The 15,416-nt window shown below is 64.3% G+C and carries 12 protein-coding genes; 10 read left to right on the forward strand and 2 right to left on the reverse strand.

Going from position 1 to position 15,416, the window contains the following annotated elements; translation table 11 throughout:
- The first annotated feature begins 212 nt into the window (after positions 1–212).
- From HD842_RS18870 to HD842_RS18905, 8 genes are all read left to right on the forward strand, one after another.
- Positions 213–1,016, forward strand: a complete 804-nt coding sequence (locus HD842_RS18870) for a cytochrome C assembly family protein (RefSeq protein ID WP_183556290.1) — start codon at positions 213–215, stop codon at positions 1,014–1,016.
- Positions 1,016–1,264, forward strand: coding sequence for a PP0621 family protein (locus HD842_RS18875; RefSeq protein ID WP_183556291.1), 249 nt, complete (start codon positions 1,016–1,018; stop codon positions 1,262–1,264). Before HD842_RS18870 ends, HD842_RS18875 begins: the two co-directional genes overlap by 1 nt.
- Before the next feature lie 13 nt (positions 1,265–1,277).
- The gene (locus HD842_RS18880) at positions 1,278–2,951 is read left to right on the forward strand and encodes a sensor histidine kinase (protein WP_183556292.1); all 1,674 of its coding nucleotides are present in this window, start codon (positions 1,278–1,280) and stop codon (positions 2,949–2,951) included.
- A gap of 18 nt (positions 2,952–2,969) precedes the next feature.
- Positions 2,970–4,421 (forward strand): sigma-54-dependent transcriptional regulator, encoded by a 1,452-nt coding sequence (locus tag HD842_RS18885; RefSeq protein WP_183556293.1) that lies wholly within the window; start codon positions 2,970–2,972, stop codon positions 4,419–4,421.
- Between the two features lie 496 nt (positions 4,422–4,917).
- Complete coding sequence (locus tag HD842_RS18890; protein ID WP_183556294.1) at positions 4,918–7,866, forward strand: ribonucleoside-diphosphate reductase subunit alpha; 2,949 nt, start codon at positions 4,918–4,920, stop codon at positions 7,864–7,866.
- Positions 7,867–8,022: 156 nt separating this feature from the next.
- On the forward strand, positions 8,023–9,129 hold the full coding sequence (locus HD842_RS18895) for a ribonucleotide-diphosphate reductase subunit beta (RefSeq protein WP_183556295.1): 1,107 nt from the start codon (positions 8,023–8,025) through the stop codon (positions 9,127–9,129).
- 140 nt (positions 9,130–9,269) lie between these two features.
- Positions 9,270–10,991, forward strand: coding sequence for a PQQ-dependent sugar dehydrogenase (locus HD842_RS18900; protein WP_183556296.1), 1,722 nt, complete (start codon positions 9,270–9,272; stop codon positions 10,989–10,991).
- 100 nt (positions 10,992–11,091) lie between these two features.
- The gene (locus HD842_RS18905) at positions 11,092–11,511 is read left to right on the forward strand and encodes a hypothetical protein (protein ID WP_183556297.1); all 420 of its coding nucleotides are present in this window, start codon (positions 11,092–11,094) and stop codon (positions 11,509–11,511) included.
- Positions 11,512–12,023: 512 nt separating this feature from the next.
- On the opposite strand, the gene HD842_RS23865 is transcribed toward HD842_RS18905, so the two are convergent.
- A complete protein-coding gene (locus HD842_RS23865; RefSeq protein WP_221290762.1) occupies positions 12,024–13,031 on the reverse strand; it encodes a hypothetical protein in 1,008 nt (335 codons plus the stop codon).
- 76 nt (positions 13,032–13,107) lie between these two features.
- Between HD842_RS23865 and HD842_RS23870 the strand changes: the two genes are divergently transcribed.
- Both HD842_RS23870 and HD842_RS18915 read left to right on the forward strand, forming a co-directional pair.
- On the forward strand, positions 13,108–13,656 hold the full coding sequence (locus HD842_RS23870; protein WP_229424829.1) for a histone: 549 nt from the start codon (positions 13,108–13,110) through the stop codon (positions 13,654–13,656).
- Between the two features lie 120 nt (positions 13,657–13,776).
- Entirely contained in the window at positions 13,777–14,307 is a 531-nt protein-coding gene (locus tag HD842_RS18915) for a YggT family protein (RefSeq protein WP_183556298.1), read from the forward strand.
- Positions 14,308–14,468: 161 nt separating this feature from the next.
- Here the strand turns inward: HD842_RS18915 and HD842_RS18920 are convergent, their stop codons facing one another.
- The gene (locus HD842_RS18920) at positions 14,469–15,410 is read right to left on the reverse strand and encodes a carbohydrate kinase family protein (RefSeq protein WP_183556299.1); all 942 of its coding nucleotides are present in this window, start codon (positions 15,408–15,410) and stop codon (positions 14,469–14,471) included.
- Between the last annotated feature and the right edge of the window lie 6 nt (positions 15,411–15,416).

The raw sequence follows: 15,416 nt of genomic DNA on the forward strand, positions 1-15,416 counted from the left end.
CCGCTTGCGGGGCGGATGATCTGGCGGCTAACCATCACCGCGTGGGCGGGGAACCCGCCCACCCTACGTAGGGTGGAAGGCTCTGCCTTCCACGCGGTGATCGTTACCGGTGCCGCTTGCGGGCCGGATGATCTGGCGGCCAACCATCCCTGCGTGGGCGGGAAAACCCGCTCACCCCACGGCGACAGCATGCAATGGTGTAGACTCCCGTCATGCAGAATTTCCTCTTCCTTGCCGCGGCTTTCCTGTACGCGGTATGCGCCCTGCTGCCATCGCGCCGCGCGCCGGCCATCTCGGCCGTGACGGCCGGCGCATGGGCGCTGCACGGCGTCTCGCTCGGCATGGACGTGATGGTGCCGGGCCGGTTGCGCGTCGGTTTCGCGATCATGCTCTCGTCCGCGCTGTGGGTGTCCGTGGCCGCCTACTGGCTCGAGAACCGCAATTTCGCTCTTGATGGCATGCGCCGCCTGGTGATGCCGTTTGCCGCCGTGGCCGCGCTGCTGCCGCTGCTGTTCCCCGGCACCCTGACGCCGCTGGCCGGCAAGTCGCCTGCCTTTGGCTGGCATATCGCGGTCGCGGTACTGGCCTACAGCACGCTGACCATTGCCGCCTTCCACGCCGTGCTGATGGCGTTACAAGAAGCGCGGCTGCACACCCGCACCGCTGGTGGCGGCCGCTTTGGCGCTGCGCTCGACCAGCTGCCGGCGCTGCTCACCATGGAAAAACTGCTGTTCCGGGTGATCTGGATCGGCTTCATCCTGCTCAGCCTGACGGTGCTGTCGGGCTTCGTGTTCTCCGAACAGGTGTTCGGCCGGCCGCTGCTGCTCGACCACAAGAGCGTGTTCGCACTGCTGTCGTGGGCGTTGTTCGCGGCGCTGCTGGCGGGGCGCCGCTGGCGAGGCTGGCGCGGCAAGACCGCGCTGCGCTTCACGCTGGCCGGGTTTGCCACGCTGGCGCTGGCCTATGTCGGCAGCCGTTTCGTGCTTGAAGTTATCCTGCACCGGGGAACCATCTGATGCGACTATTATTCTGGATTGCCTTCATCGCCCTCGTCGTCTTCGCGGTGCGCAACAAGCTGCGCGCCATGAGCAAACGTGCGGCCGTACCGCCGCAGGCGCGCCCCGGCGCGGCCAAGGCGCCGGTGCAGATCGAAGCGATGGCCCAATGTGACCACTGCGGCATGTACTTCCCGGCGTCCGAATCGGTGCGCGCCGACGGCCACGACTACTGTTCGCCAGGCCACGTGCGCCTGCCGCCGCCGTAGGCGCAGGCTGGCCTTGACGCAGCGCCGCATCCTGTCGCCCGAAGCGCGCGTCGCCCTGTGGCGCTCGCTGCAGACCTTCACGCTCACGCGCATCGTCATCGCGCTGGTGCTGCTGCTGTATTTCGGTGTCGACTTCGAGAACGGCGCGCTGCGCATCACGCAGCAGGTCGCCCAGATCTGCCTGGGCTACGCGATCATGGCGCTGGTGTTCTCGTTTGCCGCGCGCCACCAGCGGCGCTTTCTGGTGCAGCTCGGGGTGCAGGTTGCGCTCGACCTCCTGGTCATTTCGCTGCTGTACCTGGCCGCTGGTGGCTTGCGCAGCGGCCTTGGCATCCTGTATCTGTTCCCGCTGGCCGGCGCCGCAATCCTCGCGCCCCTGCTGCTGGCGTTGTTCGCGGCGGCGGTGGCCACGCTGTTCTTGCTTGGCCTGAGCGCGTGGCAGCTAGTCGAAGGGTTCGATCCGCCGCTGATGCAGGCGGGCCTGTTCGGCGCAGCGTTCTTTGCCGCCGTGCTGGTGGCCAACCGCATGGCCGCGCGCCTGCTGGGACAGGAAGAACTGGCGGCCCAGCGCGGCGCCGACCTGCGCATCCAGCAGGCGATCAATGAAATCGTGATTGCCGACGTGGGCGACGGCATCCTGGTGGTGGGCGCCGACGGCGCGGTGTTTACAGGTAACCCGGCGGCGCGCCGGATGCTCGGGCTGCAGGCCGACACGTCGGGCTTCCTGCTGCACGCGGCCCCGGCCTTCGAGCCGCTCGCCGAAGCCTTCGATGCCTGGCTCGCCGCGCCCGAGAACGATACGGCCTTCGTCACCGTCAAGCCGTATCGCGAAGGCGACGGCGCCGGCGACGTGCGTGGCCGGCGTGATCAGCCGGTGCACGTCAAGCTGCGCTTTGCCCGTGTCGCCGCGCCAGCCGATGTAGTGGGGGAGGCCGTGGGCGAGGCAGGTGAGCGCAGCGTGATCTTCATGCAGGACGTGAGTGCCATCGAAAACCAGGCGCAGCAACTCAAGCTGGCGTCGATGGGGCGCCTGACGGCCAGCATCGCGCACGAGGTGCGCAATCCGCTGTCGGCTATCGGCCACGCGACGGCGCTGCTGGCCGAAGACCTGCACGGCCCGGCCGAAGTGCGGCTGCTGAAAATCGTCGGCGACAATGTGGCGCGCGTGAACCGCATGGTCGAAGACATCCTGCAACTGTCGCGCAAGGCCCAGCCCAACGGCGAGCCGGTGCCGCTGGGCCCGTTTCTCGAGCAGCTCAAGGCCGAGTTCTGCGAAATCCACGGCCTGGCCGGTGATATAGTCTATATCGGCGATCCGGGCGGCAGCGCGGTGCGCTTCGATCCGCTGCACCTGCACGAAGTCCTGCTCAATTTGCTCAACAACGCGGTGCGCTATGCCAGCCGCCAGCCGGCCAGCATCCGCATCTTCCCGGCGCGCGATGCAGCCGGGCGGCGCGAGCTGCACGTGCAGGACGATGGCCCCGGCATCACGCCCGAAGTGCGCGACCATCTGTTCGAGCCGTTCTATACCACCTCGAGCAAGGGCACCGGCCTTGGGCTCTACCTGGCGCGCGAACTGTGCCTCAACAACGATGCGAAACTCGATTATGAATACCGGTTCGACCCGTCCGCGCTGGGCCCGCGCAAGGCCAGTGGCCGCTTTGTCATCACCTTTGCCCTTGCCTGACGTGGCCGGGGAGCCGTCATGAGCGCGCCGCGCGTCCTGGTGCTCGACGACGAGGCCGACCTGCGCGAGCTGCTCGAGATCACGCTGCTCAAGATGGGCCTGGACGTCGACAGCGCCGCCACGCTGCGCGAGGCGCGCGCGCTGTTCGACGAGCGCGATTACGCGCTGGTGCTGACCGACATGCGCCTGCCGGACGGCCTGGGCCTCGAACTGGTGCGCGAAATCGGCGCCTCCGGCAAGGGCACGCCGGTGGCCGTGATCACCGCCTATGGCAGCGCCGAAAACGCAGTCGTGGCGCTGAAAGCCGGTGCGTTCGACTACATCGCCAAGCCGGTGGCGCTGGACGCGCTGCGCGTGATGGTGCGCGCGGCGCTCAAGCAATCCGAAAGCGCGGCGGCGGGTGACGGCGCTGCGCCCGACTCGCGCATGATCGGCAGCTCGCCCGCAATGGCGGCATTGCGGGCCCAGATCGCCCGCCTGGCGCGCTCGATGGCGCCGATCTCGATCACGGGCGAATCCGGCAGCGGCAAGGAACTGGCCGCGCGCGAAATCCACGCCCAGAGTTCGCGCGCCGCGAAACCGTTCATCGCCGTGAACTGCGGCGCGATTCCCGAGACGCTGATGGAGGCCGAGTTCTTCGGCTACCGCAAGGGCGCCTTCACGGGCGCGTCCGATGAGCGCGACGGTTTCTTCCAGGCGGCCAACGGCGGCACGCTGATGCTCGACGAGGTGGCCGACCTGCCGCTGGCGATGCAAGTGAAACTGCTGCGCGCGATCCAGGAGCGGCGCGTGCGCAAGATTGGCGCGACGGTCGAGGAGCCGGTCGACGTGCGCATCATCAGCGCAACGCACCAGGACCTGGCGCGCTGCGTCGAGACGGGCAAGTTCAGGCAAGACCTGTTCTACCGGCTGAACGTGATCGAGCTGGGGCTGCCGCCACTGCGCGAGCGCCTGGACGATCTGGCGCCACTGGTGAGCGGCATCCTGCAGCGCCTGGCTGGGGCAGGGCAGGCCACGCTCGGGGCCGGGGTGCTGGATGCGCTGCGGGCGTATTCGTTCCCCGGCAATGTGCGCGAGCTGGAAAACGTGCTGGAGCGGGCGCTGGCGTTTGCCAACGATGGCGTGATCGAAGTGGGCGATTTATCGCTCAAGGCGGCGCGGCCGATCGAACCGGCGCGGGCCGAACTGGCCCCGCCGGCGGTTGCGCCGCCCGTTGCCGCGGCGCCAGTCGCTCCGGCCGCGCCGGTCTCCCCGATCGCGCCAACAGTATCGGCGCTGCCGGGCGTCGGCCCCGCCGAATTGCCCGGCAACCTGCCCGAATACCTGGAGCAGGTCGAACGCGACATCATCGGTCGCGCCCTGCAGCAAACCCAGTTCAACCGGACCCAGGCCGCCAGCATGCTCGGCATCAGTGTCCGCCAGTTGCGCTACCAGATGCAGAAGCTGGACATCAGCGCGCCGGACGATTGACGGCTGGTCTGCAGCCGGGCGGCGGTCCCGCGGTCTGGTCATTTCCCCACGGTTTTTTTAAGGTTAGTAGTCGCTTACCGCGTACTCCCCGTCCTTATGGCGACTCTCGAAAGTCAAGGCTCGCACGCGATAAAACTGAAAATTTTGGACATTTATTTGCTTGCCTGTACCGCGAACGAGGTACTACAATTAGTCTGATATCAACGCCCGGCACTAGATATAGTGGTAGTGACTGAAAAGGCACCAGGATTGCGGGCTGCGGCGAGTTGTTCATACGTTGTCCACAAGTTGCACACAAACTTATCCATCGATCGGTTAGTTAAGCACTTGTCGACACGCAATATTTACTGATTCTTACCCTGCTTCTCTGGTTTGCCACCACAGGCCACCGGCTGGCAGGGCATCGTTTTTTAATTTGTTGACGGACCGGGTTTGCGCACTATGGCAAGACGGTTGCCACGTAAACAACGGCGGTCCGACCGCTCCTGGAGGCGCAATGCAAACAGCACAGAATAGTTCGATCAACCAACATGTCACCCCAGGATCGGCGCCCGCCGGCACCACCCCGGCCGACATCGTCGCCCGCGGCGACTACCGCGTCATCCGCCGCAACGGTTCGGTGGTGGCGTTCGAGCCGCACAAGATCTCGGTCGCGATGACCAAGGCCTTCCTGGCAATCGCCGGCGGCCAGGGCGCCGTGTCGGCGCGCATCCGCGAGCTGGTCGAGCAGATGACCAACAACGTCGTCACCGCACTGGTGCGTCGCCAGCCGAACGGCGGCACGTTCCATATCGAGGACGTGCAGGACCAGGTCGAGCTGTCACTGATGCGCTCGGGCGAACACGATGTCGCGCGTGAATACGTGCTGTACCGCGCCAAGCGCATGGAAGAGCGTCGCGCCGCGAAAGAAGCCGCTGGTGGCGGTGGCGCTGTCGTCGCACCGCAGATCCACGTCGTCGATGGCGGCGAGCGCCGCCTGCTGGACATCAACACCGTCATCGGTCTGATCGGCGCCGCCTGCGCCGGCCTCGAAAAGCACGTCGACGCCGACGCGATCCTGGCCGAGACCATGAAGAACCTGTACGACGGCGTGCCGGTCGAAGAGCTGCACAAGTCGGCCATCCTGGCTGCGCGCGCGCTGATGGAAAAAGACCCGGCCTACAGCCAGGTCACGGCCCGCATCCTGCTGCACACGATCCGCAAGGAAGTCTTCGGCCGCGAAGTCGCGCAAGCCGGCGCCGCCGCCGAATACCTGACCTACTTCCCGCAATACATCGCCAAGGGCATCGCCAACGAGCTGCTCGACGAAGAACTGGGCAAGTACGACCTCGAGCGCCTGGCCAAGGCCATCGTCGCCGACCGCGACCTGCAGTTCGGCTACATCGGCCTGCAAACCCTGTACGACCGCTACTTCCTGCACGTGCGCGACGTGCGCATCGAAATGCCGCAGGCGTTCTACATGCGCGTGGCAATGGGCCTGGCCCTGCGTGAAGACGACCGCGAAGCGCGCGCCATCGAGTTCTACAGCCTGCTGTCGTCGTTCGACTTCATGAGCTCCACCCCGACCCTGTTCAACTCGGGCACCCGCCGTTCGCAGCTGTCGTCGTGCTACCTGACCACCGTCGGCGACGACCTGGAAGACATCTACGACGCCATCAAAGAGAACGCGCTGCTGTCGAAGTTCGCCGGCGGTCTGGGCAACGACTGGACGCCGGTGCGCGCACTGGGTTCGCGCATCAAGGGCACCAACGGCCGCTCGCAGGGCGTGGTGCCGTTCCTGAAAGTGGTCAACGACACGGCCGTCGCGGTCAACCAGGGCGGCAAGCGCAAGGGCGCTGTCTGCGCCTACCTGGAAACCTGGCACCTCGATATCGAAGAGTTCCTCGACCTGCGCAAGAACACGGGCGACGATCGCCGCCGCACCCACGACATGAACACGGCGAACTGGATTCCCGACCTGTTCATGAAGCGCGTGATGGAAAAGTCGCACTGGACGCTGTTCTCGCCATCCGAGACGCCCGACCTGCACGACCTGACCGGCAAGGCCTTCGAACAAGCCTACCTGGCGTACGAAGCCAAGGCCGAGCGCGGCGAAATGGCCGTCTTCAAAAAGATCGAGTCGCTCGACCTGTGGCGCAAGATGCTGTCGATGCTGTTCGAAACCGGCCACCCATGGATCACGTTCAAGGACCCGTGCAACATCCGCTCGCCACAGCAGCACGTGGGCGTCGTGCACTCGTCGAACCTGTGCACCGAGATCACGCTGAACACGAGCGCCGATGAAATCGCCGTCTGCAACCTGGGCTCGGTCAATCTGCCGCAGCACATGAAGGGCGATGGCCTGGATCACGTCAAGCTGCAAAAGACGATCCGCACCGCGATGCGCATGCTCGACAACGTCATCGACATCAACTACTACGCGGTCGAAAAAGCGCGCAACTCGAACCTGCGCCACCGTCCGGTCGGCATGGGCGTGATGGGCCACCAGGATTGCCTGCACATGATGCGCATCCCGTTCTCGTCCGACCGGGCGGTGCAGTTCGCCGACACGTCGATGGAAGCGGTCTGCTACTACGCCTACCTGGCCTCGACCGAACTGGCCGAAGAGCGCGGCCGCTACGAGACCTACACCGGCTCGCTGTGGGACCGCGGCATCCTGCCGCAGGACTCGATCCAGCTGCTGGCCGACGAGCGTGGCAGCCAGTACCTGGAGCAGGACACGTCGTCGAAGATGGACTGGACCCCGGTGCGCGAGCGCATCAAGCAGTTCGGCATGCGCAACTCCAATTGCGTGGCAATCGCCCCGACCGCGACGATCTCGAACATCATCGGCGTCTCGGCCTGTATCGAGCCGACGTTCCAGAACCTGTACGTGAAGTCGAACCTGTCGGGTGAATTCACCGAGATCAACTCGTACCTGGTGCGCGACCTGAAGGCACGTGATCTGTGGGACGAAGTCATGATCGCCGACCTGAAGTACTTCGACGGCTCGTTGTCGAAAATCGACCGCGTACCGCAAGACCTGCGCGATCTGTACGCAACGGCCTTCGAAGTCGAGCCGAAGTGGCTGGTCGACGCTGCGTCGCGCCGCCAGAAGTGGATCGACCAGGCCCAGTCGTTGAACATCTACATGGCCGGCGCATCGGGCAAGAAGCTGGACGAAACCTACAAGCTGGCCTGGCTGCGCGGTCTGAAGACCACCTACTACCTGCGCACGATCGCCGCGACGCACCTGGAAAAGTCGACTACCCGCACCGGCGCGCTGAACGCCGTGTCGGTCTCGGGCGGCCTGTCCGGTGGCCTGTCGGCTGGCGAGAAAGCGCCGGTTGCACCAGCGCCGGCACCGGCGGCCAATACGGCAGCAGCAGCGACCGAAGAAGACGGCGCCGCCTGCTATCTGCGTCCGGGCGACGATGGTTTCGAGGAATGCGAAGCCTGCCAGTAATCCTCGCAGTAACTGAGTAAAGGAGGCGAGCCGCCTGCAAGGCTGGCTCGCCCCCCGGCAAGTACAACGGCGCCAGTCGCCGACAACACGAATAACCAACGCATCAACGTGCCCCGGCCGCAGTCGCTGCGCCAGCGCACCACAGAAGGGACCACCATGCTTAACTGGGACGACGAACCAACCAGCGCACCAAGCGCTCCGCAAGCCGACGCCAACCTCGCCATCGTGCCTGCTGCCGAAGTGGCAAAGCGCGTCAACGCCGACGACAAGCGCATCATCAACGGCCAGACCGACGTGAACCAGCTCGTGCCATTCAAGTACAAATGGGCATGGGACAAGTACCTGGCAGGTTGCGCAAACCACTGGATGCCGCAAGAAGTGAACATGCAGCGCGATATCGAGCTGTGGAAGAGCCCGAATGGCCTGTCGGAAGACGAGCGCCGCCTGGTCAAGCGCAACCTGGGCTTCTTCGTGACGGCCGACTCGCTCGCCGCGAACAATATCGTGCTGGGCACCTACCGCCACATCACGGCCCCCGAGTGCCGCCAGTACCTGCTGCGCCAGGCGTTCGAGGAAGCGATCCACACGCATGCTTACCAGTACATCGTCGAGTCGCTGGGCCTGGACGAAGCCGAGATCTTCAACGCCTACAACGAAGTCAAGTCGATCCACGACAAGGACCAGTTCCTGATCCCGTTCATCGACACGCTGACCGATCCTGAATTCAAGACGGGCACGACCGAAAACGACCAGAAGCTGCTCAAGTCGATCATCGTCTTCGCCTGCCTGATGGAAGGCCTGTTCTTCTACGTGGGCTTCACGCAGATCCTGGCGCTGGGCCGCCAGAACAAGATGACCGGCGCCGCCGAGCAGTACCAGTACATCCTTCGCGACGAATCGATGCACGTGAACTTCGGCATCGACGTGATCAACACGATCAAGATGGAAAATCCGCAGCTGTGGACGGCGGAATTCCGCGAAGAGATCAAGGCCCTGTTCATCGAAGCGGTCGACCTCGAATACCGCTACGCCGAAGACACGATGCCACGCGGCGTGCTGGGCCTGAACGCTCCGATGTTCAAGGGTTACCTGCGCTTCATCGCCAACCGCCGCGCGGTGCAGATCGGCCTCGAGCCGCTGTTCCCGAACGAAGAAAACCCGTTCCCGTGGATGAGCGAAATGATCGACTTGAAGAAAGAGCGTAACTTCTTCGAAACGCGCGTGACCGAGTACCAGACTGGCGGTACGCTGAGCTGGGATTGATGCGGGGGCGTCCATCGCCCTGCATCAGCCACGAACAAAAGCCCGGCGTTGGATCAGCCGGGCTTTTTTTCGCCTGTTGCGCGCAGCCCGTCGATGTTGACCTATGATGGCGATCTTTCAAGCCTGACCAGGAGACACCCTTGAACGCCCACACCACGCTGCTGCACGCCCTCATGCTCGCCGGCCTGGCGACGGTATCCGTCGCCCACGCTGCGCCCCAGGTGGCCACGGGCCGCACCATCTTCCAGAACAACTGCGCCAGCTGCCACACGGTCGATACCGGGATGGCGCAGATGGCTGGCCCGGGCCTGTTTGGCGTTGTCGGGCGCAAGGCGGCGGGTGTCGCCGGGTTCAATTATTCGGCGGCGCTGGCCAAGGCCGGCGCGAGCGGCACCGTGTGGACGCGCGACGAACTCGACCTGTTCCTGCTCGACCCGGCCAAGCGCGTGCCCGGCACGATGATGCCGGTCGGTGTGCCGGACGTAAAACAGCGCGGCGCGCTGATCGATTACCTGACCAGCCTGCAGGGCGCTGCAGCTGCAGCTACAACTACCTCCGCCGCGCCAGCGCTTGCGAAGGCCGATGCACAACCTGCCTCCCGCGCCGGCGCCTGGACCGAAAACCAGCCCGGCAAGGTCTATCACATCAAGCCCACCGATCTGGCCGCGCCGTTTGCCACGGACAGCGCCGGCAACAGCGCGCGCGTGCAGGCGCGTCCGAACGGCACGCTGCCGACCGTGATGCCCGGCTTTACGGTCAGCGTGTTCGCACAGGACGCCGACAAGCCGCGCGTGGCGCTGCGCGCGCCGAATGGCGACGTGTTCCTGGCCGCGACCGGCGCGGGCGCGATCAAGGTCCTGCGCTCGCGCGATGGCAAGAAGGCCGATAGCGCCGGCGTGTTCGCCACTGGCCTGGCGCGCCCATACGGTATGGCGTTCTGGCCAAGCGGCGCCGATCCGCAGTATTTGTATGTGGCCGGCGTCAATTCGGTGGTGCGCATCCCGTACCGCAATGGCGACCTGACGGCACGAGGCGCGCCCGAAACCGTGATTGCCGAACTGTCCGAGACCAGTGGCGGGCACACGACGCGCACGCTGGCGTTCTCGAAGGACGGCAAGACGCTGCTGCTGTCGATCGGTTCGGCCACCAACGTCGCGGCTGACATCGGTCGCACGCCGCCCGTGCCGCTGGCGCAGTGGGAGCGCGAGCACGGCGTGGGCGGCGCCTGGGGTATCGAGACGGACCGCGCCACCGTCATGGCGTTCGACCCGGACGGCAAGAACCGCCGCACCTTCGCGACCGGTCTGCGCAACTGCGTGGGCTTGCTGGTGCTGCCGACCACGGGCGACGTCATGTGCAATGTGAACGAGCGCGATGCGCTGGGCGACAACCTGCCGCCCGACTACCTCACGCGCGTGAAGCAGGGCGGCTTCTATGGCTGGCCGTGGTACTACATCGGCGACAACGAAGACCCGCGCCTGGCCGGTCACCGACCCGACCTGAAGGGCAAGACGATCACCCCGGACGTGCTGCTGCAGGCCCACTCGGCACCGCTGGGCATGGTGGCGTACCACGCGCCCAAGGGTGCGACGAGCGCGTTCCCGAAAGAATACGAGGGCGATGTGTTCGTGGCGCTGCACGGCTCGTGGAACCGAGGCGTGCGCACCGGCTACAAGGTCGTGCGCGTGTTCATGAAGAACGGGGTGCCCACTGGGCAGTACCAGGACTTCATGAGCGGCATGGTGGTCAGCGACCGCGATGTGTGGGGACGGCCGGCGGCGGTGGAAGTTGCGCGCGATGGCGCGCTGCTGGTGGTCGACGATGCCGGTGGCACGCTGTGGCGCGTGGCGCCGGGGCGCTGACGCGACCTGGACACGGAAGTGGGCACGCGAGTGGACACGCGCGTGCACAAGCGACCGCGTATGCGCTAGGATGGGCATCTACTATTGGTAGGGGACGTTCATGAATCCGCATACGCTCAAGCTGGCCCTTTGTGGCGCGGCCTTGCTGGCTGGCTGCGCCGGCACACCACCCACGGCGGTCAAGCAGACGCTGGTTCTCGAAGACTACGTGGACGGCGCGCCGCGCGATGCGGCGTGCCTGGCGCTGGACGACGGCGCGCGCGCCCGGGTCACCAACCACGGTTTCAATCTGGTGGCGAAGGAGATGGTGGTCGCACCCACGGCCGGCACGCCGGCGGATGCGGCGCCGCGATCCGTCTACCTGGTGCCGCTCGGCAGCCACCCGGTGGAGCGAATGGCGCGGCAACTGGATGGCTCGTTCCATTCGGTATTCGTCAATTGCCAAACTCGGCTGGCCTATATTGCCAAACGCGGCGGCGTGATCGACAGTATCTATTGGTTCGGACCGTTCGATCTGTGAATCGATTCAACCTTGGGTTGAATGGCGCGCGTGAATCCGTCGCCATTTGCAGAATCCCCGTCAATTCAGGCGCGCTTGCTTATTTGGCCGCGCATATTGCGCGGCTTGTTTCCGATTCTCGGTTGCGCACACACAAAGAAAGCACGTCCTTTACGCGATTGAATTTGTCAAATCAAGAAGATGTGATATTGTCGCGGGCATCGGGCAAATCGATCGAATAATAGGGCGCTGAACCAAACAGTATGCACGGAAGCGAAGCGAAAAGAACAAGCCGCCTTGCCTGACCAATTGCTCAGGCAAGGCGGCTTTTTCTTTTCGCACCCGCAAGGGTAGCGCTGTGACGACGCTGGAACGGTGGCCTGTCGACGTTGGCTGAAGCGCTGCAACTGTGAGGAGTTGCAGCAGTTCAGCCGGTGCCGGATTCATTGACGCATATCGATCTTCGGTTTGCGTCGATGAATAACTCGCCGGTCAACAACGACCTGGCGGGTTTTAAACCCTGAGCGTATTTCTCATCGCAGATGAAGGAGAATTAAAATGGCAACCGCTAAAAAAACAGTTGTAAAGGCAGCAGTGAAGAGCGCGCCTTCGTCCACGACGAAGTCGACCGCAAAGGCTGCAGCAGAGAAACCAGTCGCGAAAAAAGCCGCGACCAAGGCCACCACCGCCAAGACCACCACCGCCAAGACCACCACGGCAAAGGCAACCACTGCCAAGACCACCACCAAGGCAGCGGCCAAACCAGCAGCCCGGGCAGTGAGCAAGCCAGCGACGAAAACCACGGCGAAACCTGTTGCAAAGAAAACCACTGCAACCAAGACCGCTGCGACCAAAACCACGGCGACCAAAACCACTGCAGCCAAAGCCGCAGTTAAATCGACCGCCAAGTCGTCCGCAAAGCCGGCAGTAAAGAAAACCGTCGCCAAAACTGCAGCAAAGCCAACGGTAAAGAAAACCGTCGCTAAAACTGCAGCGAAGCCGGTAACCAAGAAAGTCGCTGCCAAGTCCGCAGTAAAGCCGGCAACTAAGTCGGCAACTAAAGCAACAACCAAGCCAGCAACTAAGGCGACAACCAAGCCAGCAGCTAAAGCAGCAACCAAGCCGGCAGCGAAGAAAGCAGCAGCCAAACCAGCGGCAAAGAAAGCAGCCGCCAAACCGGCAGCCAAGCCAGCGGCAAAGAAAGCACCAGCGAAACCTGCAGCCAAGCCGGCTGCAAAGAAAGCAGCAGCCAAGCCAGCAGCTAAGCCAGCAGCCAAACCTGCCGCAACGAAAACGTCGGCCAAGCCTGCTAGCAAATCGACGGCTAAATCGGCTACTAAGTCGACCGCTAAATCGGCTACCAAGTCGCCTGCTAAATCGGCCACCAAATCGACCACCAAGTCGGCAGCGAAATCGCCGGCCAAGTCGACCGCTAAATCAGCAACCAAGCCGGCAGTAAAGAAAACCACCGCCAAGCCAGCCGCTAAAACGACGACCAAAGCTGCAGCCAAGCCGGTCACCGCAAAAGCGGGCACCAGCAAGGCAGCCGCCAAGCCAGTCGCTCAAAAAGCAGCCACGACCAAAGCAACGGCAAAGCCGGCAGCGCAAAAAGCAACGGTGACCAAAACCGCAGCCAAACCGGCCGTCACCAAGACCGCTGCTGCCAAGCCAGCCGCGAAAAAAGCGACCACCACCAGCGCCGCGGCCAAACCAGCCGTGACCAAGGCTGCTGCGACCACGGCCGCTGCCGCCAAGCCTGCTGCGACCAAAACCGCTGCTACAAAAACGGCCACGGCCACGGCCAAGCCAGCTGTCACCAAAACCGCTGCGACCAAGACCGTCGCCGCCAAGCCAGCCGCCGCGAAGCCGGACATGAAGGCCGACATCAAGGCTGACATCAAAGCTGACACCAAGCCGGAAGTCAAAGCCGACGCGAAGGCCGATGTCAAAGCCGATGCAAAAGCCGATGTGAAAGCGGACAGCAAGGCCGACGCCAAGCCGGAAGCGAAGAAGCCGGCCGCGAAAAAGGCAGCGACCAAGCCGGCAGCGACCGACGCGAAAGCGGGCGACACGCCTGCAGCCGCGCCGGCAGCGGCAGCAGCCACGCCAGCAAAAAGCGTGATCGCGCCAACCGCCTGGCCATTCCCGACCAGCAGCCGTCCGTAATTGCAAACGTTGTCCTGCCTGCCTGCCGCGCGTCTTGCGCGGCATGGCAAGTGGGGCGCGCTTCAGGCACAATGCCGCTGTGTGATCCTTCGCACAGCGGTTTTTTTTTGAGGAGAGTTCGTGCTGCCCATTCTTCAGTTTATCGTCGATATCGTTGCAGGCCTGCTGGGTGGGGTGCTGTTGCTGCGCTTCTGGACGAATGCCATCCGCGTGCGTCTTCCCGACCAGATTCGCCAGTTCGTCCACACCATCACCGACTGGCTGGTGATGCCGCTGCGGCGCGTGGTGCCCGGTACCCGCGGCTACGACTGGGCAAGCCTCATCGGCGCCTTCCTGGTGGTCCTGGTGGCCAGCACGGTGCTGCTGCTGGCCGGCGCCAGCGGCGAGACGATGCTGCTGTACGCGCTGCACCGCTTCCTGACCTGGATCCTGTACGGCTTCATGGCGCTGTTGATCATCGAAGCGATCTTCAGTTGGGTCAATCCCAATGCGCCGCTGGCGCCGTTCGTGCACGCGCTCAATCAGCCGTTGCTGCGGCCGATCCGGCGTGTCGTCAAGCCGATTGGCGGGATGGACCTGTCGGTGCTGGTGGCGCTCGTGCTGATCCAGATTCTGCTGTTCGTGCTGCGGCAGGTGTTCGGGTACGTGTAGATCGGTAGGGTGGGCGGGTTTCCCGCCCACGCGTTCAACGGCCGGTGGCGCGACACGAAATCAGCTTGATCTGGACGCGTGGACGGCGTAGCCGTCCACCCTACGATGACAAAAGGCCTCTGCATGCAGAGGCCTTTTTTGTACTACACGTCGCCTTCGGCTTAGCGGAACTTGCTGCCGAACGCCTGCTCGAACTGCGCGTCGAATTCCTGCGGCGTGAAGTGGTGGTTCTGGCCACCGGCCGAGGCGATCTTGATCGCGCCCAGCAGGCTGGCGATGCGCCCGCTCGTGGCCCAGTCCAGGTCATTGGTGATGCCAAACAGCAGGCCCGCGCGGTAGGCGTCGCCGCAGCCGGTCGGGTCGACCACGTCCGTGGCCGTCACGGCTGGAATCTTGATGTGCTCACCGTTCGCGTAGATGTCCGAACCGGCTTCGCCGCGCGTGATGATCAAGGCTTCCAGGCGCGCCGCGATGTCGGCATGGGCGAGGCCCGTGCGGTCCATGACCATCTCGAATTCGTAGTCATTGCACGCCAGGTAGCTGGCCTGGCCAATGAACGTGATCAGCTCTTCGCCCGAGAACATCGGCAGTTGCTGGCCCGGGTCGAACATGAACGGCACCTTCTGTTCGGCGCAGTCGCGGGCGTGCTTGATCATGCCGTCGCGGCCGTCGGGCGAGATGATCGCCACGCGGATCGCGCCCTGGTCGGCCACGTTGTTCTGGTTCGAGTATTCCATCGCGCCAGGGTGGAAGGCGTTGATCTGGTTGTTGTCCTGGTCGGCCGTGACGAAGCACTGCGCGGTGTAGGCCTCGGGGATCGTGCGGATGCCGCGCGTCTCGAGCCCTTGTTCCTGCATGCGCTTGAGGTAGTCGCCGCCGTCCTGGCCGAGCGTGCCCATCATCAGGGGCTCGCCGCCCAGCTGCTTGAGGTTGTACGCGATATTGGCCGCACAGCCGCCGTATTCGGTGCGCAGCGTCGGCACCAGAAACGACACGTTCACGCGATGCAGCTGGTCGGCCAGCAGCGTGTCGCCGAAGCGGCCGTGGTACTGCATGATTTTGTCGAACGCGAGCGAGCCGCAGATCAGGGCGGTTTTGGTCATGGTGTG

Source organism: Massilia aurea (genome assembly GCF_014200505.1).
GTDB lineage: Bacteria > Pseudomonadota > Gammaproteobacteria > Burkholderiales > Burkholderiaceae_D > Telluria > Telluria aurea_B.

Bases quoted from the DNA above. Each gene is read 5' to 3' on its own strand.
- HD842_RS18905 (WP_183556297.1), top strand. From the start codon at position 11,092: ATGAATCCGCATACGCTCAAGCTGGCCCTTTGTGGCGCGGCCTTGCTG.
- HD842_RS18885 (WP_183556293.1), top strand. From the start codon at position 2,970: ATGAGCGCGCCGCGCGTCCTGGTGCTCGACGACGAGGCCGACCTGCGC.
- HD842_RS18890 (WP_183556294.1), top strand. From the start codon at position 4,918: ATGCAAACAGCACAGAATAGTTCGATCAACCAACATGTCACCCCAGGA.
- HD842_RS18895 (WP_183556295.1), top strand. From the start codon at position 8,023: ATGCTTAACTGGGACGACGAACCAACCAGCGCACCAAGCGCTCCGCAA.
- HD842_RS18920 (WP_183556299.1), bottom strand. From the start codon at position 15,410: ATGACCAAAACCGCCCTGATCTGCGGCTCGCTCGCGTTCGACAAAATC.
- HD842_RS18870 (WP_183556290.1), top strand. From the start codon at position 213: ATGCAGAATTTCCTCTTCCTTGCCGCGGCTTTCCTGTACGCGGTATGC.
- HD842_RS18875 (WP_183556291.1), top strand. From the start codon at position 1,016: ATGCGACTATTATTCTGGATTGCCTTCATCGCCCTCGTCGTCTTCGCG.